The following is a 19,041-nucleotide window of genomic DNA, read 5'->3' as shown; positions in this document are numbered from 1 at the left end:
CATGGGACAGGCACTGTCGGAGTGCCTCCCGAACACCTCCATTGTCGCGCAAGGCACTGACAATCGGCTCTGACCTGCGGCTTCGCGCTGGATCAGCCCTTCTCCAGATACTCGGCGCGCTCCTCGTCCAGCAGGCTCTCCAAGGCGCTCGCCAGATCCGGGTGGCGGGTCAGGTCGGGGTCGTCCGCGACCAGCCGGGCGGCCTCCTCGCGGGCGGCGGCGATGACGTCCTCGTCCTGGAGCACCGAGAGCACCTTGAGCGAGGACCTGACCCCGGACTGGGCCTGGCCCAGCACATCGCCCTCGCGGCGCTGCTCCAGGTCGATCCGGGAGAGCTGGAAGCCGTCCAGGGTGCCGGCCACCGCGTCCAGCCGGGCCCTGGCGGCGGTGCCGGCCGGCATGTCGCTGACCAGCAGGCAGAGGCCGGGGGCCGATCCCCGGCCGACCCGGCCGCGCAGCTGGTGCAGCTGGGAGACGCCGAAGCGGTCGGCGTCCATGATCACCATCACGGTGGAGTTGGGGACGTTGACGCCGACCTCGATCACGGTGGTGGCGACCAGGACGTCCAGCTCACCGGCGGCGAAGCGGCGCATCACCTCGTCCTTGGCCTCGGGCGGCATCCTGCCGTGCAGCACCTCCACCCGCAGCCCGGCGAGCGGGCCGCCGCGCAGCCGCTCCGCCACCTCCAGCACGGCCAGCGGGGGCCGCCGCTCCTCGGCGTCGGCCTCGGCGCCCTCGTCGACCTCCTCCAGGTCCGGTTCGGCGGCCCTGCGGGTCTTCCGGCGCGCCTTGGGGTCGTCCTCCTCGTCACCGATGCGGGGGCAGACGACATACGCCTGATGGCCCTTGGCGACCTCCTCGCGGACCCGCTCCCAGGCGCGGGCCAGGAAGTTGGGCTTCTCCAGCGCGGGCACCACATGCGAGGCGATCGGGGAGCGGCCGGACGGCAGCTGGTCCAGCACCGAGGTCTCCAGGTCGCCGAAGACCGTCATGGCGACCGTGCGCGGGATGGGGGTGGCGGTCATCACCAGCAGGTGCGGCGGCCGGTCGCCCTTGGCGCGCAGCGCGTCGCGCTGCTCCACGCCGAAGCGGTGCTGCTCGTCCACCACCACCAGGCCCAGGTCGTGGAAGCGCACCTTGTCCTCGATCAGCGCATGGGTGCCGACCACGATGCCGGCCTCGCCAGTGACCAGGTCGAGCAGCGTCTGCCGACGGGCGGCGGTGCCGGTGGAGCCGGTGAGCAGCCGGACCTTGGTGCCCAGCTCGGAGCCGCCGATCATGCCGCCCTCGGCCAGGTCGCCCATCATCTCGGTGATCGACCGGTGGTGCTGCTGAGCCAGCACCTCGGTGGGCGCCAGCAGCACCGCCTGGCCGCCGGTGTCGACCACGGCCAGCATCGCGCGCAGGCCGACCATGGTCTTGCCGCTGCCCACCTCGCCCTGGAGCAGCCGGTGCATGGGGTGCTCCTGGGCGAGGTCCGCGAAGATCTCGGCGGAGACCTGCCGCTGGCCCTCGGTGAGGGTGAACGGCAGCCGGGCGTCGAAGGCGTCCAGCAGGCCGCCGGCGGGTGCCGTACGGGCGACGGCGGGCAGTGCGCGGTCGGCGGCGCGGCGGCGGGCCAGGGCGACCTGGAGGACGAACGCCTCGTCCCACTTGAGGCGGGAGCGGGCCATCGCCACGTCCACCTGGGCGCGCGGCCGGTGGATGCGCTCCAGCGCCTCGGGCAGCGGCAGCAGTTCGCGGTCGGCGCGCAGCTGCGGGGGCAGCGGCTCCCCGACGCCCTCCCAGCCGGTGGCGGCCATGCTGTCCAGGGCCACCTCCACACACTGGGCGATCTTCCAGCTGGGGGCCTGCGCGGAGGCGGGGTAGACCGGGATCAGCCGCCCGGCGAACCGCTCGGCGGCGCCGGACCCCTCGTCGGCGTCCAGCAGCTGGTAGTCGGGGTTGGCCAGTTGCCGGACCCGCTGGAAGGCGCCGACCTTGCCGGCGAACATCCCCCGCGCGCCGGGGCGCAGCTCCTTCTCCCGCCACGCCTGGTTGAAGAAGGTGAGGGTCAGCCGGCCGCTGCCGTCGGTGACCACCACCTCCAGCCGGTTGCCGCGGCGCTGCCGGAAGGGGATGACGGTGACCTTCTCGATCCGGGCGACCACGGTGACGTGCTCGTCGACCTCCAGGTCGTCCAGCCGGGTCAGCTCGCCGCGCTCGGCGTACCGGCGCGGGAAGTGGTACAGCAGGTCGCCGGTGGTGTGCAGCTTGAGGCTGTCGGCCAGCACCTTCGCGGTGCGGTCGCCGACGAGCTTGTGGAGGGGTTCGTCAAGTGCGGACATCGGGTCCATTCCACCTCATGCCTCGGACAACGCGGCGGCGCCCCGCGCCTACTCCAGGCCGATCAGCAGCGGCGCGGACTCCTGGCCGCCGTCGTAGACCACCGTGTCGACCTCGGGGCGCAGCCGCCGCACATGGGCGACCAGCCGGTCCGCCAGCCGCTGCGGGACGCCCTCGCCGAGGATCAGGGTGAGCAGTTCGCCGCCGGCGGCGAGCATCCGGTCGAGCACCACCTCGCCGGTGGAGACCAGGTCGGCGCCGATCACGGCCACATCGCCGTCGATCAGGCCGAGGACGTCCCCCGCCTGGCAGACCCCGGCCATCGTCCAGGACTCCCCCTCGGCCACGGCCAGCTCGGCGTAGCGGGTGGCGCCGGCCGCCGAGGTCATGCCGACGACGTCCTCGTCGAAGCGCCGCCCGGTCTCGTGCACGGCGAGCGCGGCCAGCCCCTGGACCGGTGAGCGGGTGGGGATGACGGCGACCCGTATGCCGTCGCGGCGCAGCTGGTCGGCGGCGACCCCGGCGACCGCCCGCAGCTCGGCGTCGTTGAGCAGCAGCACCACCTCGCGGGCTCCGGCCCGGCGGACGGCGCCGGCCAGCTCGGCGCTGGACGGCGGCCGGTCGGGGTCGGCGTGCAGGACGGCGGCGCCGGCCTCGGTGCACAGCCGGGCGATGCCGGTGCCGTGCACCACGCTGACCACGGCCCGGCCCGGCTGCTCGTGGTGGTGCGGGGGCGGGTCGCCGCCCGCCGCCTGCCGGGCGGTGTCACCGAAGTGGGTGATCCTGATCCGGTGCGGGCGGCCGGCCGCCACTCCGGCCTCGACGGCTGCGCCGGCGTCGTCCACATGCACATGGACGTTCCACAGGCCGTCGCCGCCGACCACCACCAGGGAGTCGCCGAGCGCGTCCAGCCGGGCGCGCAGTGCGGGCAGCGCCTCGTCGGGGGCGTCCAGCAGGTAGATCACCTCGAAGGCGGGGTGGCCGGCCGCGACCGGCTCCGGGTCGGCCGCGCAGCCGCCGTCCGGCTCCATGGGGGCCTCCGGGTGGCGGGCGCGGCCGGGTTGCAGCGCGAGCGGGCCCATCGGGGTGTGGTCGGCCACGGCGTCCGCCAGGGCGCCGAGTACGGCGACCAGGCCGCGGCCCCCGGCGTCGACCACCCCGGCGCGGGCGAGGACGTCCAGCTGGCGGGTGGTGCGGGCCAGGGCGCGGCGGGACGCCTCGTGGGCGGCGGCGGCGACCTCGACCAGGCCGCCGGGGCAGTCGTGGGCGGCCTGCGCGGCGACGGCGGCGACGGTGAGCATGGTGCCCTCGACGGGCCGGGCGACGGCCTCGTACCCGGCGTCGGCGGCGCGGCGCAGTGCCCGGCGCAGCGCGGCGGCGTCCCCGATGGCCGGTCCGAGGTTGCCCGGTCCGAGGTTGCCCGGTCCGGGGCTGTCGGGTCCGGGGCTGTCGGGTCCGGCGCCGTCGGCCAGCACCTCGGTCATGCCGCGCAGCAGCTGGGCCAGGATCACCCCGGAGTTGCCGCGCGCCCCCAGCAGCGCGCCCCGCGCCATCGCCCGCATGGCGCCGGCCAGGCCGGGGGCGGCGCCGTCGGCGGGCTGCTCGAAGGCCCGGTCGAGCGCGGCGGCGGCCGACTCGACGGTGAGGTAGAGGTTGGTACCGGTGTCGCCGTCGGGTACGGGGTAGACGTTGAGCGCGTCGATCTCCTCGCGGGCCTGCCCCAGGGCGGCCAGCGACAGCCGGCACCAGGTGCGTACGGCGGGAGCGTCGAGCGTGTCCGGCACCGGGTCTCCTCACTGGCGCGTGCGGCGGACCCCGGTTCACGGTCCGCCCCGAATGGGCTGTCCAGGCAGGAAGGCTATCCGGGCCCGGAGGGCGGTCGGCGGCGGCCGGTGCCCGAGCCATGGTAGTTTCGTACTTACGGGAGCGGCGCGTGTATGCTGCTCCGGTTGCCCGGGGCCGACCCGGGCGTTCTCGGTCTGACCCAGTACCCGTACCCACGGTCCGCGGTCTTCCGGGGTTTTGGAACGTACCTGATCTGAAGTCTTTGGAGTGACTCCCGTGGCTGCCAACTGCGACGTCTGCGGCAAGGGGCCGGGCTTCGGCAACAACATCTCCCACTCGCACCGCCGCACCCGCCGTCGTTGGAACCCCAACATCCAGACGGTGCGTGCTGTGGTCGGTCGGACGCCGAAGCGGCTCAACGTCTGCACCTCGTGCATCAAGGCCGGCAAGGTCTCGCGCTGACGCGCAGGCCGGCACCCGGTTCGTCGAAGGCCGGTCCACCCCGCTGGGGTGGGCCGGCCTTCCGCTTGTCCGGGCAGGCTCAGGAGCGGGCTCAGCGGCCCGGGGCTCAGCGGCCGTCGATGCCGTGCGGGCGGCGGCCGGACCAGTCCGGTTCGACCTCGGCCCACTGCCGGGCCCACGCCTCGTCGTCGCGCCGCTCCAGGCTCCGGCGGGCGATGCCCGCGCCGGTCACGGTGAGGGCGGCGAACGCGGCGAGCGTACCGGCCGCGGCGAACCACGCGTCGGCGGCGATGTCGGCCCGGCTGCGCGGCGGCTGGGTCGGCTGCCCGGCGCCGTCCACCCACAGCGGCACCTTGGTCCCGGCGGCGGTGCCCGGGGCGACCATCACCGGGCCGCTCCTGGCGTGCCCGGCCGGGTAGCTCCACCGGGCGGCGGTCGGCACCTCGAACTGCTGGCCCACCCGGACCCGGTTGTCCGGCGCCCGGACCTGCGTCACCGCGGTCACCTGGTGCCGCCGCGCGGCCTGGGCGGCGGCGGCGTCCCGGCCGTGGCGGTAGACCATGCCGCTGGCCAGGGCGGCCAGCAGCGGGGCCAGCAGCAGCATCGCCACCAGGGCCAGCAGCAGCCTGGCCCGTCTGCGGTCGCTGCTGCGGCACAGGGGGTTGCGGTCGGCGGCGCACGCCTGGCGCAGGCAGAGCGTGGTGCGGCGCGCCAGCGTCCGGACGGGTCCGCGCCCGCTGCCGCCGCCGTGCGGCTGTGCTGTCTCGGCGGCCATCATCCTCGCCTCCCGAGCGTGCCCCGCAGTCGCGGAGGGACGACCGATCTCGCCTGCTGTTGCTGATGGGCCTTCCCCGAGAGCGCCCCACCCATGCGTACCGTCCCGCTCGGGCTCACCCGAGCGGGACGGTTCGGCCGGATCGCTCCATGCATGTGCGGGGTGCTCGCGCAGCGCGGAACTGCGGGCGTCACCAACGGGCGGACGGACTGTACGTACAGCCCACCACGCACATGCGTGGTTCCCGCGCAGTTCGCCGCGCCCCTGAACGATCACCCGGGGCCGCACGGGTCAGGCGCGGAGGCGCCAGGCGTGGTCGACCGGGCCGATGCCGGAGCCGAGGGGGAAGCCGGCGCGGATGGCGCCGGTGACGTAGTCCTTGGCGGCGGCGACCGCGTCGGGGATGTCACGGCCCTTGGCGAGTTCGGCGGCGACCGCGCTGGCCAGGGTGCAGCCGGTGCCGTGGGTGTGCCGGTTGTCGTACCGCTCGGCGCGGAACCAGTGCTCGCTGGTGCCGTCGCTGAGCAGGTCGGCGGCCTCGCCGGACAGGTGGCCGCCCTTGATCAGGACCCAGCGCGGCCCCAGCGCCAGCATCGCCTCGGCGGCCCGGTGCATGTCCTGCTCACCGGCCACCCGGACCCCGGTGAGCTGCTCGACCTCGTGCAGATTGGGCGTGGCGACGGTGGCCACCGGCAGCAGCAGCTCCCGTACGGTGGCGACCGCCTCGGCCGCCAGCAGCGCGTCACCGTGCTTGGAGACGCCGACCGGGTCGACCACCACCGGCGCGTCCACCCCGGCGAGCAGTTCGGAGACGGTGGTGACCAGTTCGATGGAGGCGAGCATGCCGGTCTTCACCGCCTGCACCCCGATGTCGTCCACCACGCTGCGGAACTGTGCCCGGACGGCCTCGGCGGGCAGCTCCCAGTAGCCCTGGACGCCCAGTGAGTTCTGCGCGGTGACGGCGGTGATCACGCTCATCCCGTGCACGCCCAGCGCCAGCATGGCCTTGAGGTCGGCCTGGATGCCCGCGCCGCCGCCGGAGTCGGAGCCGGCGACGGTCAGCACCCGGGGCGGGGCCTGGCGGGGGGCGACGGAGTCGGACGTGTGGATGTCGGGCATGGTCCCAACCTACCGCCGCCGTCTCAGAGCACCGCTTCGGCCTCCAGCAGCCGCTGCCGGGGGACGGTCTTGGGCTCGGCGATGGCGTCCGCGATCGGCATCAGCTCCACCAGCGTGCCGCGCAGCGCGGTGAAGTAGCCGGAGGCGCCCTTGTGGACGGCCTCCACCGCGTGCCAGCCGAACCGGGTGGCGAGCACCCGGTCACGGGCGGTGGGCGGGCCGCCGCGCTGGATGTGGCCGAGGATCACCGGCCGGGACTCCTTGCCGAGCCAGTGCTCCAGCTCCTGGGCCAGCCGGGTGCCGATGCCGCCGTAGCGGCGGTGGCCGTAGCGGTCGACGACGCCGGGGTCCAGCCGCAGCGTGCCGGGGGCCGGCCGGGCGCCCTCGGCCGCCACGACGATGGCGAACTTCTTGCCCCGGGCGAACCGCTCCTCGATCATCACGCAGACCGACTCGATGTCGAACGGCTTCTCCGGCAGCAGGATGCCGTGCGCACCGCCCGCCGTCCCGGCCTCCAGCGCGATCCAGCCCGCCTCCCGGCCCATCACCTCGACCACCATCACCCGCTGGTGCGACTCGGCGGTGGTCTTCAGCCGGTCGATGGCCTCGGTGGCGACCGACACGGCGGTGTCGAAGCCGAAGGAGGTGTCGGTGGCGTTGACGTCGTTGTCGATGGTCTTGGGTACGCCGACCACCGGCAGCCCGGCCTCGCAGAACAGCTGCGCCGCGGCGAAGGTCCCGTCGCCGCCGATCGCGATCAGCGCGTCGATGCCCAGCGCGGCGGCCAGCGCGGGCGCCTCGGCGACCGCCCGCCGGATGCGGGCGGGCTCGACCCGGGAGGAGCCCAGGATGGTGCCGCCCCGGGTGAGCAGGCCCTGGACGTCGTCGTGGTCCAGCGGCCTGGACCGCTGCTCGATCAGCCCCAGGTAGCCGTCCTCGATGCCGACGACCTCGTCGCCGTGCACGTCCACGGCGCGGTGCACCACGGAGCGGATCACCGCATTGAGGCCGGGGCAGTCGCCGCCACTGGTCAGCACACCGATGCGCATAACGTTGCCAGAGCTCCTGCCCGCCGTCTCGGCTCCCCCGGGTTCGGACATACCTCCCCAGACATACCCGAAGCAGCCGCCCGGCCCACCCGGACGCGCCGGTGCGCCGGGCGAGCCGCGCGCACGCCGGAGCGCGGCCGACCGCCGCACGCGGTCGCGGGCCAGGGCCGCTAGCCGCCGAAGTGGTCCCAGCCGCCCGCCCGGTCCCAGGGCGCGCCGTCCACGGTGACCGCGCCGGAGCGGCGGGGCGCCGCCACCTCGCCCACCACCCGCCAGCGGGCGGGCAGCGCCACCTCCGGCGGGAAGGTGGCGACGATGGCATGGTCCTCGCCGCCGGAGAGCACCCAGACCAGCGGGTCCACCCCCACCGCCTGCCCGATGTCGGCCATCTGGGCGGGCACGTCGAAGTCGGCGGCCCGCAGGTCGATGTCGACCCGGCTCGCCGCCGCGACATGGCCGAGGTCGGCGACCAGGCCGTCGCTGACGTCGATCATCGCGGTGGCGCCCAGCTCGGCGGCGGCCGGCCCGGCGTGGTACGGCGGCTCGGGGCGGCGGTGGGCCTCCACAAAGGCACGCGGCGAGCGGAAGCCCCGGGAGAGCACGGTGTAGCCGGCCGCCGACCAGCCCAGCCAGCCGGTGACCGCGACCACGTCGCCGGGCCGGGCGCCCGACCGGGTGACCGGCGCCCGGCCGCGCAGGTCGCCCAGCGCGGTGATCGCCAGCATCACGGTGTCACCGCGCACCACGTCCCCGCCGACCACACCGGCCCCTGCCACCTGGCACTCGTCCCGCAGCCCGTCCATCAGCTCGGTGGCCCAGGTGGCGGGCAGGTCGGCCGGGGCGACCAGGCCGAGCAGCAGGGCGGTGGGCACCGCGCCCATGGCCGCGATGTCGGCCAGGTTCTGCGCGGCGGACTTGCGGCCCACGTCATAGGCGGTGGACCAGTCGCGGCGGAAGTGGCGGCCTTCGAGCAGCACGTCCGTGGTGGCGACCACCCGGCCGTCGGGGGCCTTCACCACGGCGGCGTCGTCACCCGGGCCGAGGTCGACGGCCGGGTTGGGCGGCAGCCGGGCGGTCAGTTCCCGGATGAGTCCGAACTCCCCGAGCTCGCCCACGGTGCCCTGCATGTGCCGTCCTTCCCTGGACCACGGATCTCGTGTACGCCGGTCTTGTGCACAGCCGTCTCGTGTACACCGGTCTCGTGTACACCGGTCTCATGTACACCGGGCGGCCGCCACCCGGGGGCACCGCCGCCGCGGAGCCCGTACGGCCCTCCCAGCGCGCAGCGTAGCCCTGCCCGGCGACGCGGGTCTCCCCGCAGGGCCGTGCCGCGCGGTAGCGTGGCTTCGGGACGACGTGACGATCTCCACCCCCAGCTGCCAGGAGGTCCAACCGTGGTGCAGGCATACATCCTGATCCAGACCGAGGTCGGCAAGGCCACCGCCGTGGCCGGGGCCATCTCGGAGGTCCCCGGGGTGACCCGGGCCGAGGACGTCACCGGGCCGTACGACGTGATCGTACGGGCCGAGGCCGAGACCGTGGACGAGCTGGGCCGCCTGGTGGTGGCCCGCATCCAGCAGGTCGAGGGGATCACCCGGACCCTGACCTGCCCGGTGGTCCATCTGTAGCCCCCTCCTATGATCGGACGGTGACCGTCCCCGCCCGATTCACCTCCGGTACCGCGCAGCGCCGCCTGCTGCTGCTCTCCGCCGTGCTGGTGGCCCTGCTGGCCTGCGGCTTCCTGTGGTGGCGGTCGGACCCGAGGGTGGAGCCGCCCACCCCGGACGCCGCCGCCGCGCCGTACTGCGCCGCGCTGGACCGGGCACTGCCGCGCAGCGTGCAGGGACGCACGCGGCAGGACCCGCAGCCCGCCTCGCCGTACACGGCGGCCTGGCACAGCGATCCGCGTACCGTGCTCAGGTGCGGGGTGCCGGTGCCTCGGCTGCTGATCGAGCACCCGAAGTCCGACGCGGTCACCGTGAACGACGTGGACTGGCTGATCGAGCGCACCGGCGACGGCTACCGCTTCACCACGGTGGAGCGGCGGGCCGATGTGGAGGTGACCGTCCCGGACGGGGCGTATCCGAGCCCGACCGACGCGCTGCCGCCGATCTCGGACGCGGTGCGGAAGACCATCCCGTCCCGCTTCACCGAGTGAGGGGCCGCCTCACCGAGTGAGGGCCCGCTTCACCGAGTGAGGGGCCGCCTCACCGGATCACGCGTCAGCGCAGCCCGGTGGAGCGCCGCAGCGCCGCCTTCAGCAGCCGGTCGACCAGCTCCCGGTAGGGCACCCCGGTGGCCTCCCACATCTTGGGGTAGGCCGAGATGGGGGTGAAGCCGGGCATGGTGTTGATCTCGTTGACCACCCAGCGGCCGTCGTCCAGCCGGAAGAAGTCGACCCGGGCCAGCCCCTCGCAGCCCAGCGCCTCGAAGGCGCGCACCGCCAGCGCGCGCAGCGCGGCGGTCTCGGCGGCGGGGAGCCGGGCGGGGACCTCGACCTCGGAGGCGTCGATGTACTTGGCCTCGAAGTCGTAGAAGGCGAAGTCGCCGCCGACCTTGATCTCGGCCGGCAGGCTGGCGCGCGGCCCGTCCTCGAACTCCAGCACGCCGCACTCGATCTCGCGGCCGGCCAGGCCCTGCTCCACGATCACCTTGGGGTCGTGGCGGCGGGCCTCCTCGATCGCCGCGTCCAGCTCGGTGAGGTCCCGGACCAGGGTGATGCCCATGCTGGAGCCGGCCCGGCAGGGCTTGACGAAGAGCGGCGGGGTCAGCTCCCCGATCCGCTTGCGAGCGGCGGTCCGGCCGTCCTCGGTCTCCCAGTCCCGGGGGCGAACCACCGCGTATGGGCCGACCTCGATGCCGAACGAGGCGAGCACCCGCTTGGTGTACTCCTTGTCCATGCCGACCGCGCTGGCCAGCACCCCGGAGCCGACGTACGGCACCCCGGAGAGCTCCAGCAGGCCCTGGAGGGTGCCGTCCTCGCCCCAGGGGCCGTGCAGCAGCGGCAGCACCACATCGACCTCGCCCAGCAGCTTGGGCACGGCCCCGGGCTCGTTCCAGACCACCTCGCGGGAGACCGGGCTGACCGGCAGCACCACCTGGCCTTCGGCCGACTCCGCGACCTGCTCGACGCTGGGCAGCCGGCCGTCGGTGATGGCCATCCGCGCGGACTCGTCGCAGGTCAGCGACCAGCGGCCGTCCTGGGTGATGCCGATCGGCAGCACCTCGTAGACCGTCCGGTCGATGGCGCGCAGCACACTGCCGGCGGTGGAGACCGAGATGGCGTGCTCGGAGCTTCGCCCGCCGAAGACGAGGGCGACACGGAGCTTGCGCCCGGGGGCGGGCCCGTCCTGGTTCGCGGAGGTCGTTTCGCTGCTCATAACGCGGCCGACACTACCGGCGCGGTGCGGGCACGGCCCGGCGAGCGGCCGTCCGGCCGCCGCCCGTCCGGGTGTCCCCGCACCGCGCTGATGGGGCCGCTACCGGCGCTCGGCCTTCGCGGAGCGGGACATCAGCTCCTTGACCACCCGCCCGGTGGGCTTGCCGTTGTGCACCACGTCGACCACCGCCTCGGTGATCGGCATCTCCACCCCGCTGCGGCGCGCCAGGTCCAGCACCGACTCGCAGGACTTCACCCCTTCGGCGGTCTGGCTGGTGGCGGCGACGGCCTCCGCCAGCGTCATGCCACGGCCCAGGTTGATGCCGAAGGTGTGGTTGCGGGAGAGCGGCGAGGAGCAGGTGGCGACCAGGTCGCCCATACCCGCCAGCCCGGCGAAGGTGTACGGGTCGGCGCCGAACGCGCGGCCGAGCCGGGAGGTCTCGGCCAGGCCCCGGGTGATCAGCGACGCCTTGGTGTTGTCGCCCAGGCCCATGCCGTCCGCCATGCCGACGGCCAGCGCGATCACGTTCTTCACCGCGCCGCCCAGCTCGCAGCCGACCACGTCGGTGTTGGTGTACGGGCGGAAGTACCCGGTGTGGCAGGCCGCCTGGAGCCGCTTGGCGACGTCCTCGTCGGCGCAGGCCACCACCGAGGCGGCGGGCTGCCGGTTGGCGATCTCACCAGCCAGGTTGGGGCCGCTCACCACCGCGACCCGCTCCGGGCCCGCGTCGGCGACCTCCGCGATCACCTCGCTCATCCGCTTGGCGGTACCGAGCTCCACACCCTTCATCAGGCTGACCAGCACCGCGTCCGGCTCCAGCAGCGGCGCCCAGGCGGCCAGATTGCCGCGCAGCGTCTGCGAGGGCACCGCCAGCACCGCGAACTCGGCGCCGGCGGCGGCCGCCGCCGGGTCGCTGGTGGCGGTGATCGTTTCCGGCAGCCGCACCCCGGGCAGGTACGCCGGGTTGACATGGGTGCGGTTGACGGCGTCGGCCAGCTCCGCCCGGCGGCCCCAGAGGACCACCTCGCAGCCCGCGTCGGCCAGCACCATGGCGAAGGCCGTCCCCCAGGAGCCGTTGCCGTAGACGGCGCAGCGGGTCACTTGGCGGTCTCCTCGGGCGTGCCGGGCCGGGCGGCGGGCTCGGCGGGCTCCGCCGGCTCGCCGGCCTGGGCGGGCACCGTCTCGGCGGCCTCGGCGGCCCGCTGGGCGCGCCGCTCCTTGGCGCTGCGCCGCAGGTCGAAGCGGACGGCCGGCGGCTGCTCGCCCCGGATCTCCGCCAGCAGGGCGGTGATGGCGGCCATGATGTCCTCGGTGGCCTCGCGCAGCACCTCGGCGGTGAGGTCCTTGCCCCGGTACCGCTCCAGGTCCACCGGCGGTCCGGCCACCACCGTCACCCGCTGCCGGGGGAAGAACCGGAACCGGCGCTGCCCCGGCTTGGCGTACGGCGGGACGATCTCATGGGCGCCCCACTGCGCCACCGGGATCACCGGCGCACCGGTCATCAGCGCGACCCGGGCGGCACCGGTCTTGGCGGTCATCGGCCACAGGTCCGGGTCCCGGGTGAGGGTGCCCTCGGGGTAGACGGCGACGCACTCGCCGCTGTTCACCGCCGCCACCGCCGCCCGGAAGGCGTGCGCCGCGTCGGTGGACTCCCGGTAGACCGGGATCTGGCCCATGTTGCGCAGCATCATGCCCACGAAGGGGATCGCGAACAGCCCGGACTTGGCCAGGAGGCGCGGCGGGCGGCCGCTGTTGTACTGGTAGTGCCCATAGGTGAGCGGGTCGAAGTACGAGATGTGGTTGACGGCGGTGATGAAGCCGCCCTCCACGGGCATGTGCTGCCAGCCGCGCCACTCCCGCTTCACCAGGAGGAGCAGCAGCGGCTTCACGAGCACGGCCGCCAAGCGGTACCAGAAGCCGTATCCGGCGTTAGAGCGGCGGGCCACCCCAGGTCCTCCTCTGACTGCGCGGCACCCTGCGGGCCGCGGATCTTTGCCGTTCCCCGGCCTCCCCGGCGGTGGTCCGCGGAGACCGTCATCGGCCCGGTGGCGGCGGCCGGACCAGTCTGTCCCGCCGCTCGGCCGGCTGTCGAGGAACCCTCGCGCCGACCGGGCGCACGTGACGAAAGGCACGTCCGACGGCCCGGTGACCGGAGCGCGCGGGCGTCCGGCGGTACGAGAATGGCGCCGATGAACCAGGACACCGTACGCCCCTGTGCCGAAGCCGGCTGCGTTCCCCCCGCCGACTGGTCCCTGGTGCTGCCGCTGAAGCCGCTGGCGATCGCCAAGAGCCGGCTGGGCCCGTACGCCGGCGGGCTGCGCGGCGAGCTGGCGCTGGCCTTCGCGCTGGACACGGCGGCGGCGGCGCTGCGCTGCCCGGCGGTCGCCCGGCTGCTGGTGGTCACCGACGACCCGCAGGCCGGGGCGGCGCTGCGGGCCGCCGGGGCGCTGGTGGTGCCGGACGAACCGGCGCTGGGCCTCAATCCGGCGCTGCGGCACGGCATGGCGCGGGCCCGGGTGCTGGCTCCGGCGGCGCCGGTGGCGGCGCTGTCGGCGGACCTGCCGGCGCTGCGGGCGGCGGAGCTGGCCCGGGTGCTGGCGCGGGTGCCGGTCGGCGGGCGGGCGTTCCTGGCCGACGCGCCGGGGACCGGGACCACGCTGCTGGCGGCGGCGCCGGGCGTCGCTCCGGCACCCGCCTTCGGCGGCGGCTCCCGGCGGCGCCATCTGGCGTCCGGGGCCCGGGAGATCACGCTGCCGGACGTGCCCTCGGTGCGGCGGGACGTGGACACCGGGGAGGACCTGGCGCAGGCGCTGGCGCTGGGGGTGGGGCCGCGCACCGCCGCGGTCGCCGGGGCACTGCGGCCGTCGGGGCGCGGCGGGCGGCCGGTGGGGCGCCCACTACCCTGAGCGCATGCAGGCCACGGCTTTCACCTTCTCGCCCGACACGCGCTCCGGCTCGGTGCTGCTCGACGACGGGACGCCGCTGCCGTTCGACGCGGCGGCCTTCGACGCGGGGGGCCTGCGGCTGCTGCGGCCCGGTCAGCGGGTGCGCATCCGTACCGAGGGCGAGGGCGCGGCACGGCGGGTGGTCTTCCTCACCCTGCAGACCTTCCCCGATCCCGGCGCCTGAGCCGGGCGTACGGCGCGGGTACGGGCACGGCGCCGGGTACGGGGAGACGACGAAGCCGCAGGGCCCGGCCTCCGGTGACGCCGGGGGCGGCCTGCGGCTCGTGCCGTCGAGGGGTCGCACTGTCGCGGAATCGTGCTGTCGCGGGGTCGTGCTGTCGCGGGATCGGGGCGCCGGAGCGGCGGGGATCGGCGCGGCGGGGATCGGCGCGGCCGTCAGCCGGCCGGGGCGGCGATCTTGCGGGTGACCGCCCGGCGTGCGGCGGCCTTCCGGGCCGACGCGGTCTTCTTGGCGCCGGCCGAACTCTTCTTGGCAGGGCTCTTCTTGGCGGTCGACGCGGCCTTCTTCGCCGTGGTCTTCTTCGCCGCCGAGGCGGCCGTCTTGGCGGGCGCGGCGGTCTTGGCGGCGGCCTTCTTCGCGGCCGGCGCGGCCTTCTTCGCGGCGGCCTTCTTGGCGGCCGCCGGTGCGGCCTTCTTGGCACCGGTCTTCTTGGCGGGCCGCGCGGTGACGGCGGCCTCCGCCGCGGTGGCGGTGCGCTTGGCGGCGGCGCGCTTCACGGCCGCGGTCGTCCCGCCCTTGCCGGGGGTGAGCGAGCCCTTGGGGGCCTTCTTGACCGACGGGCCCTCCTTGGGCAGCTTCTTGCTGCCGCTGACCAGGTCCTTGAAGCCCTGGCCCGGCCGGAAGCGCGGTACCGAGGTCTTCTTGACCCGGACCTTCTCGCCGGTCTGCGGATTGCGGGCGAACCGCGCGGAGCGGTCCACCTTCTCGAACGTACCGAAGCCGGTGACCGAGACCCGGTCACCGGCCACGACAGCGCGGACGACGGTGTCGAGCACAGCATCCACTGCCTCGGCGGCGGCCCTACGACCACCGAGCTGCTCGGCCACCGCTTCGACAAGCTGTGCCTTGTTCACGTCTTCCCCTTCGGAAACCGGCACGCCGGTGAATCCACCGGCGTATTTCGCACGTTAGGCATGTATATGCAGTCTTGCAATTACCAAACGGACGAATCACCCTAGTGCCGCAGTGGATTCACGGGTCACCGGCCCGGCGGCGGGGGCAGCCGCCCGGCGTCCAGCTCGGCCACGATGCGTCCCAACCGCCGTGCCGCCGCCGGGAGATCCCGCTTCGCGGACTCGGTCACCGCGAGCAGTCGGCGGACCAACGCGACCCTGGTCTCCTCAGACACGTTCAGCGCACGCACTCGGGCGTGCGCCTGCTTCAGACGCTCGGCCACCACGGCGTAGAGCGCGGCCTCCTGCGGGTCGCCGCTCTCGTACGGGGGTTCAGGGCGGCGCTCCATGCTCCGATTGTGCCAGCTCGGGCGACTTGTCCCGGCGGCGGGTCCGGCGGCGGGTCCGGGTCCGGGAACGGCGAAGGCCGGCGGCCCGCCCCGAGGTGATCGGGAGCGGGCCGCCGGCCTTCGGTGCGCGGCAGCGGTCAGGCGACTGGCAGGGTGCGCGGCTTGAACGCGGGACGGGTCGCCTCGAAGGCGGCGATCTGGTCCTCCTGCGCCAGCGTGATGCTGATGTCGTCCAGGCCGTTGAGCAGCCGCCAGCGGACGTTCTCGTCCAGCTCGAAGTCGGCCGTGATGCCCTCGGCGCGCACCTGACGCGCCTCCAGGTCCACGGTGACCTCGGCCGTCGGGTCGGCCTCGACCAGCGCCCAGAGCCGCTCCACGGTCTCCTGCGGCAGGATCACCGTCAGCAGGCCGTTCTTCAGCGAGTTGCCCCGGAAGATGTCGGCGAAGCGGGACGAGATCACGGCCTTGAAGCCGTAGTTCTGCAGCGCCCAGACCGCGTGCTCACGGGAGGAGCCGGTGCCGAAGTCGGGCCCGGCCACCAGCACGGTGGCGCCCTGCCACTGCGGCTGGTTGAGGACGAAGGACTCGTCCTTGCGCCAGGCCTCGAACAGGCCGTCCTCGAAGCCGCTGCGGGTGACCTTCTTCAGCCAGTGCGCGGGGATGATCTGGTCGGTGTCGACGTTGCTGCGGCGCAGCGGGACGGCCCGGCCGGTGTGGTCGGTGAACTTCTCCATCGGTCTCAGGCCTCCACAGCGATGCGGTCGTTCAGGTCCGCCGGTGCGGCCAGCCGGCCGAGCACGGCGGTGGCGGCGGCCACCTGCGGCGACACCAGGTGGGTGCGGCCGCCCTTGCCCTGCCGCCCCTCGAAGTTGCGGTTGGAGGTGGAGGCGCAGCGCTCACCCGGGGCCAGCTGGTCCGGGTTCATGCCCAGGCACATCGAGCAGCCCGCGTGCCGCCACTCGGCGCCGGCGGCGGTGAAGACCTTGTCCAGGCCCTCCTCGACGGCCTGGAGGGCGACCCGCACCGAGCCGGGGACGACCAGCATCCGTACGCCGTCGGCGACTTTGCGGTCCTGGAGGATGGCCGCGGCGGCGCGCAGGTCCTCGATCCGGCCGTTGGTGCAGGAGCCGACGAAGACGGCGTCGACCTTCACCTCGCGCAGCGGGGTGCCGGCGGTCAGGCCCATGTAGGTCAGGGCGTTCTCGGCGGCGGTGCGCTCGGAGGGGTCGGTGAAGGACGCCGGGTCCGGCACGGCGGCGCTCAGCGGGGCGCCCTGGCCGGGGTTGGTGCCCCAGGTGACGAACGGGCTCAGCTCGCTCGCGTCGATGTAGACCTCGTGGTCGAAGACCGCGTCCTGGTCGGTGGCCAGGGTGCGCCAGTACGCCACGGCGGCGTCCCAGTCCTCGCCGGCCGGGGCGTGCGGGCGGCCCTTGAGGTAGTCGAAGGTGGTGTCGTCCGGGGCGATCATGCCGGCCCGAGCGCCCGCCTCGATGGACATGTTGCAGATGGTCATCCGCGCTTCCATCGAGAGCTTGCGGATGGCGGAGCCCCGGTACTCGATGACGTAGCCCTGGCCGCCGCCGGTGCCGATCCGGGTGATCACGGCCAGGATCAGGTCCTTGGCGGTGACGCCCTCGGGCAGCTCGCCCTCCACCGTGACCGCCATGGTCCGGAAGGGGGCCAACGGCAGCGTCTGGGTGGCCAGCACATGCTCGACCTGACTGGTGCCGATGCCGAACGCCAGCGCGCCGAAGGCGCCGTGGGTGGAGGTGTGGCTGTCGCCGCAGACCACCGTCATGCCGGGCTGGGTCAGGCCCAGCTGCGGGCCCACCACGTGCACCACGCCCTGCTCCACGTCGCCCAGCGAGTGGATGCGGACGCCGAACTCGGCGGCGTTGCGGCGCAGCGTCTCCAGCTGGGTGCGGGAGACCGGGTCGGCGATGGGCTTGTCGATGTCGAGCGTCGGGGTGTTGTGGTCCTCGGTGGCGATCGTGAGATCGGTCCGCCGGACCTTCCGCCCGGCCAGCCGGAGGCCGTCGAACGCCTGCGGGCTGGTGACCTCGTGCAGCAGGTGCAGATCGATGAAGAGGAGGTCGGGCTCGCCATCGGCGCGCCGGACGACGTGGTCGTCCCAGACCTTCTCCGCGAGTGTCCGTCCCATCGCTTTCCCTCCGACCGGCCGCACTGCCGGTCTTCTCGTGTGATGAAGCCGCCCTGCCGCCGCACCTGTACGCCGACGATTCCGGGCTGCCTCCCCAAGAGTGACGGAGATCCCGGGATAATGAACTTGCGTCTCGCGATCTGAGACTGCAATATCAGGGCATGGACAACTCTAGCGGCGTCGGCGTTCTCGACAAGGCGGCTCTGGTGCTGAGCGCTCTGGAGTCCGGCCCCGCCACTCTGGCCGGACTCGTCGCCGCCACCGGACTGGCACGACCCACCGCGCACCGCCTGGCGGTCGCGCTCGAGCATCACCGCCTGGTCACCCGGGACATGCAGGGGCGCTTCATCCTGGGACCGCGACTGGCCGAACTGGCGGCGGCGGCGGGCGAGGACCGGCTGCTGGCCACCGCCGGGCCGGTGCTGACGCATCTGCGCGACGTGACCGGTGAGAGTGCCCAGCTCTACCGCCGCCAGGGCGACATGCGGATCTGCGTGGCGGCCGCCGAGCGGCTCTCCGGCCTGCGGGACACCGTCCCGGTGGGCAGCACCCTGCCGATGAAGGCGGGCTCCGCCGCACAGGTGCTGCTGGCCTGGGAGGAGCCGGAGCGGCTGCACCGGGGTTTGCAGGGTGCCCGCTTCACCGCCACCGCGCTCTCCGGCGTACGGCGCCGTGGCTGGGCCCAGTCCATCGGGGAGCGGGAGCCGGGCGTGGCGTCCGTCTCGGCGCCGGTCCGCGGCCCGTCCAACCGGGTGGTGGCGGCGGTCTCCGTCTCCGGCCCGATCGAGCGGCTGACCCGCCACCCGGGCCGGATGCACGCCCAGGCCATCATCGAGGCCGCCGGCCGGCTCACCGACGCGCTGCGCCGCAGCTGACCCCCCGTCGCCCCGGAATCCCCCGCGTGGATTCCGGGGCGACGCGCGTTCCCGCAATCCCCGGGAAAAGCAGAAGTCCCCCGGCGCTGCCGGGGGACTTCTGTTGCTTGCGTCCAGCGAAATTCATCGCTGGGGTACCAGGACTCGAACCTAGACTAACGGAGCCAGAATCCGTCGGGCTGCCAATTACCCCATACCCCATCAGTACCCCCGACCGGATTCGAACCGGCGCTACCGCCTTGAGAGGGCGGCGTGCTAGGCCGCTACACAACGGGGGCTTGAACTGGTCTGGTACCCCCGACCGGATTCGAACCGGCGCTACTGCCTTGAGAGGGCAGCGTGCTAGGCCGCTACACAACGGGGGCGGGACCAGATCCACCGCACCGGCGGACCGGAGCGGAAGTCTCAAGAGTACCCCCGACCGGATTCGAACCGGCGCTACCGCCTTGAGAGGGCGGCGTGCTAGGCCGCTACACAACGGGGGCTTGATCTTGAGGTGGAGCGCTCATGGCCCGGCCCTCCGGTGACCGGAGGGCCGTGACCAGCGAGAACTCTCGCTGGGGTACCAGGACTCGAACCTAGACTAACGGAGCCAGAATCCGTCGGGCTGCCAATTACCCCATACCCCATCGCTCGACTCCCGGTGGGAGCTTCGCTTGGCTTGCGCCTCCTGGTCGGTCC

The 19,041-nt window shown here is 74.1% G+C and carries 19 protein-coding genes and 5 tRNA genes; 6 read left to right on the top strand and 18 right to left on the bottom strand.

Annotation, left to right across the window (positions count from 1 at the left end; all coding sequences use genetic code 11):
- Positions 1-92: 92 nt before the first annotated feature.
- Together recG and ACIQGZ_RS07535 are read right to left on the bottom strand one after the other, a co-directional pair.
- Positions 93-2,327, bottom strand: a complete 2,235-nt coding sequence (recG, locus tag ACIQGZ_RS07540; RefSeq protein ID WP_402599877.1) for an ATP-dependent DNA helicase RecG — start codon at positions 2,325-2,327, stop codon at positions 93-95.
- A gap of 48 nt (positions 2,328-2,375) precedes the next feature.
- On the bottom strand, positions 2,376-4,109 hold the full coding sequence (locus ACIQGZ_RS07535; RefSeq protein ID WP_402599876.1) for a DAK2 domain-containing protein: 1,734 nt from the start codon (positions 4,107-4,109) through the stop codon (positions 2,376-2,378).
- A gap of 277 nt (positions 4,110-4,386) precedes the next feature.
- Here ACIQGZ_RS07535 and rpmB point away from each other — a divergent pair, with 277 nt between their 5' ends.
- The gene (rpmB, locus tag ACIQGZ_RS07530; protein WP_009714771.1) at positions 4,387-4,572 is read left to right on the top strand and encodes a 50S ribosomal protein L28; all 186 of its coding nucleotides are present in this window, start codon (positions 4,387-4,389) and stop codon (positions 4,570-4,572) included.
- 106 nt (positions 4,573-4,678) lie between these two features.
- Here rpmB and ACIQGZ_RS07525 read toward each other — a convergent pair whose 3' ends face one another.
- From ACIQGZ_RS07525 to ACIQGZ_RS07510, 4 genes are all read right to left on the bottom strand, one after another.
- On the bottom strand, positions 4,679-5,347 hold the full coding sequence (locus ACIQGZ_RS07525) for a hypothetical protein (RefSeq protein WP_402599875.1): 669 nt from the start codon (positions 5,345-5,347) through the stop codon (positions 4,679-4,681).
- A gap of 291 nt (positions 5,348-5,638) precedes the next feature.
- On the bottom strand, positions 5,639-6,466 hold the full coding sequence (gene thiD / locus ACIQGZ_RS07520) for a bifunctional hydroxymethylpyrimidine kinase/phosphomethylpyrimidine kinase (protein ID WP_402599874.1): 828 nt from the start codon (positions 6,464-6,466) through the stop codon (positions 5,639-5,641).
- A gap of 23 nt (positions 6,467-6,489) precedes the next feature.
- On the bottom strand, positions 6,490-7,515 hold the full coding sequence (locus tag ACIQGZ_RS07515; protein ID WP_402599873.1) for a 6-phosphofructokinase: 1,026 nt from the start codon (positions 7,513-7,515) through the stop codon (positions 6,490-6,492).
- Between the two features lie 170 nt (positions 7,516-7,685).
- Complete coding sequence (locus tag ACIQGZ_RS07510) at positions 7,686-8,642, bottom strand: thiamine-phosphate kinase (RefSeq protein ID WP_402599872.1); 957 nt, start codon at positions 8,640-8,642, stop codon at positions 7,686-7,688.
- Positions 8,643-8,909: 267 nt separating this feature from the next.
- Here ACIQGZ_RS07510 and ACIQGZ_RS07505 point away from each other — a divergent pair, with 267 nt between their 5' ends.
- Positions 8,910-9,143 (top strand): Lrp/AsnC family transcriptional regulator, encoded by a 234-nt coding sequence (locus tag ACIQGZ_RS07505; protein ID WP_402599871.1) that lies wholly within the window; start codon positions 8,910-8,912, stop codon positions 9,141-9,143.
- Between the two features lie 20 nt (positions 9,144-9,163).
- Complete coding sequence (locus ACIQGZ_RS07500) at positions 9,164-9,673, top strand: DUF3515 domain-containing protein (protein WP_402599870.1); 510 nt, start codon at positions 9,164-9,166, stop codon at positions 9,671-9,673.
- A 64-nt stretch (positions 9,674-9,737) separates the two neighbouring features.
- Here ACIQGZ_RS07500 and ACIQGZ_RS07495 read toward each other — a convergent pair whose 3' ends face one another.
- The 3 genes from ACIQGZ_RS07495 to ACIQGZ_RS07485 all read right to left on the bottom strand — a co-directional run bounded on the left by ACIQGZ_RS07495 (position 9,738) and on the right by ACIQGZ_RS07485 (position 12,841).
- The gene (locus ACIQGZ_RS07495) at positions 9,738-10,895 is read right to left on the bottom strand and encodes a D-alanine--D-alanine ligase family protein (protein ID WP_402599869.1); all 1,158 of its coding nucleotides are present in this window, start codon (positions 10,893-10,895) and stop codon (positions 9,738-9,740) included.
- 99 nt (positions 10,896-10,994) lie between these two features.
- The gene (locus ACIQGZ_RS07490; protein WP_402599868.1) at positions 10,995-11,996 is read right to left on the bottom strand and encodes an NAD(P)H-dependent glycerol-3-phosphate dehydrogenase; all 1,002 of its coding nucleotides are present in this window, start codon (positions 11,994-11,996) and stop codon (positions 10,995-10,997) included.
- Positions 11,993-12,841, bottom strand: a complete 849-nt coding sequence (locus ACIQGZ_RS07485; RefSeq protein WP_402599867.1) for a lysophospholipid acyltransferase family protein — start codon at positions 12,839-12,841, stop codon at positions 11,993-11,995. The genes ACIQGZ_RS07490 and ACIQGZ_RS07485 overlap by 4 nt, the downstream gene beginning before the upstream one ends.
- 243 nt (positions 12,842-13,084) lie before the next feature.
- On the opposite strand from ACIQGZ_RS07485, the gene cofC reads away from it, so the two are divergent.
- Positions 13,085-13,801, top strand: coding sequence for a 2-phospho-L-lactate guanylyltransferase (cofC, locus tag ACIQGZ_RS07480; RefSeq protein ID WP_402599866.1), 717 nt, complete (start codon positions 13,085-13,087; stop codon positions 13,799-13,801).
- 4 nt (positions 13,802-13,805) lie between these two features.
- The gene (locus ACIQGZ_RS07475; RefSeq protein WP_402599865.1) at positions 13,806-14,024 is read left to right on the top strand and encodes a hypothetical protein; all 219 of its coding nucleotides are present in this window, start codon (positions 13,806-13,808) and stop codon (positions 14,022-14,024) included.
- Positions 14,025-14,236: 212 nt separating this feature from the next.
- On the opposite strand, the gene ACIQGZ_RS07470 is transcribed toward ACIQGZ_RS07475, so the two are convergent.
- The 4 genes from ACIQGZ_RS07470 to leuC form a co-directional block, all read right to left on the bottom strand.
- Positions 14,237-14,935 carry an HU family DNA-binding protein gene (locus ACIQGZ_RS07470; protein WP_402599864.1) on the bottom strand — a complete coding sequence of 233 codons (699 nt, stop codon included), beginning with the start codon at positions 14,933-14,935 and terminating at the stop codon, positions 14,237-14,239.
- A gap of 125 nt (positions 14,936-15,060) precedes the next feature.
- Positions 15,061-15,324 carry a hypothetical protein gene (locus tag ACIQGZ_RS07465; RefSeq protein ID WP_402599863.1) on the bottom strand — a complete coding sequence of 88 codons (264 nt, stop codon included), beginning with the start codon at positions 15,322-15,324 and terminating at the stop codon, positions 15,061-15,063.
- Between the two features lie 137 nt (positions 15,325-15,461).
- Positions 15,462-16,058 carry a 3-isopropylmalate dehydratase small subunit gene (leuD, locus tag ACIQGZ_RS07460; RefSeq protein WP_402599862.1) on the bottom strand — a complete coding sequence of 199 codons (597 nt, stop codon included), beginning with the start codon at positions 16,056-16,058 and terminating at the stop codon, positions 15,462-15,464.
- Positions 16,059-16,063: 5 nt separating this feature from the next.
- Positions 16,064-17,485: a 3-isopropylmalate dehydratase large subunit gene (gene leuC / locus ACIQGZ_RS07455; protein WP_402599861.1), complete on the bottom strand. Its 1,422-nt coding sequence runs from the start codon at positions 17,483-17,485 to the stop codon at positions 16,064-16,066.
- 161 nt (positions 17,486-17,646) lie between these two features.
- On the opposite strand from leuC, the gene ndgR reads away from it, so the two are divergent.
- Positions 17,647-18,360 carry an IclR family transcriptional regulator NdgR gene (ndgR, locus tag ACIQGZ_RS07450; protein WP_402599860.1) on the top strand — a complete coding sequence of 238 codons (714 nt, stop codon included), beginning with the start codon at positions 17,647-17,649 and terminating at the stop codon, positions 18,358-18,360.
- 129 nt (positions 18,361-18,489) lie between these two features.
- Here the strand turns inward: ndgR and ACIQGZ_RS07445 are convergent.
- The 5 genes from ACIQGZ_RS07445 to ACIQGZ_RS07425 form a co-directional block, all read right to left on the bottom strand.
- Positions 18,490-18,561, bottom strand: a tRNA-Gln gene (locus ACIQGZ_RS07445).
- Between the two features lie 4 nt (positions 18,562-18,565).
- Positions 18,566-18,638: transfer RNA gene (locus ACIQGZ_RS07440), tRNA-Glu, on the bottom strand.
- 11 nt (positions 18,639-18,649) lie between these two features.
- Positions 18,650-18,725 (bottom strand) — tRNA-Glu (locus ACIQGZ_RS07435).
- A 47-nt stretch (positions 18,726-18,772) separates the two neighbouring features.
- Positions 18,773-18,845, bottom strand: a tRNA-Glu gene (locus tag ACIQGZ_RS07430).
- A 72-nt stretch (positions 18,846-18,917) separates the two neighbouring features.
- Positions 18,918-18,989: transfer RNA gene (locus tag ACIQGZ_RS07425), tRNA-Gln, on the bottom strand.
- Between the last annotated feature and the right edge of the window lie 52 nt (positions 18,990-19,041).

The organism is Streptomyces sp. NPDC092296 (assembly GCF_044755465.1).
Taxonomy (GTDB): domain Bacteria; phylum Actinomycetota; class Actinomycetes; order Streptomycetales; family Streptomycetaceae; genus Peterkaempfera.
Note: the sequence above shows the minus strand (reverse complement) of the source record. Positions and strands in the feature narration are given on the sequence as shown.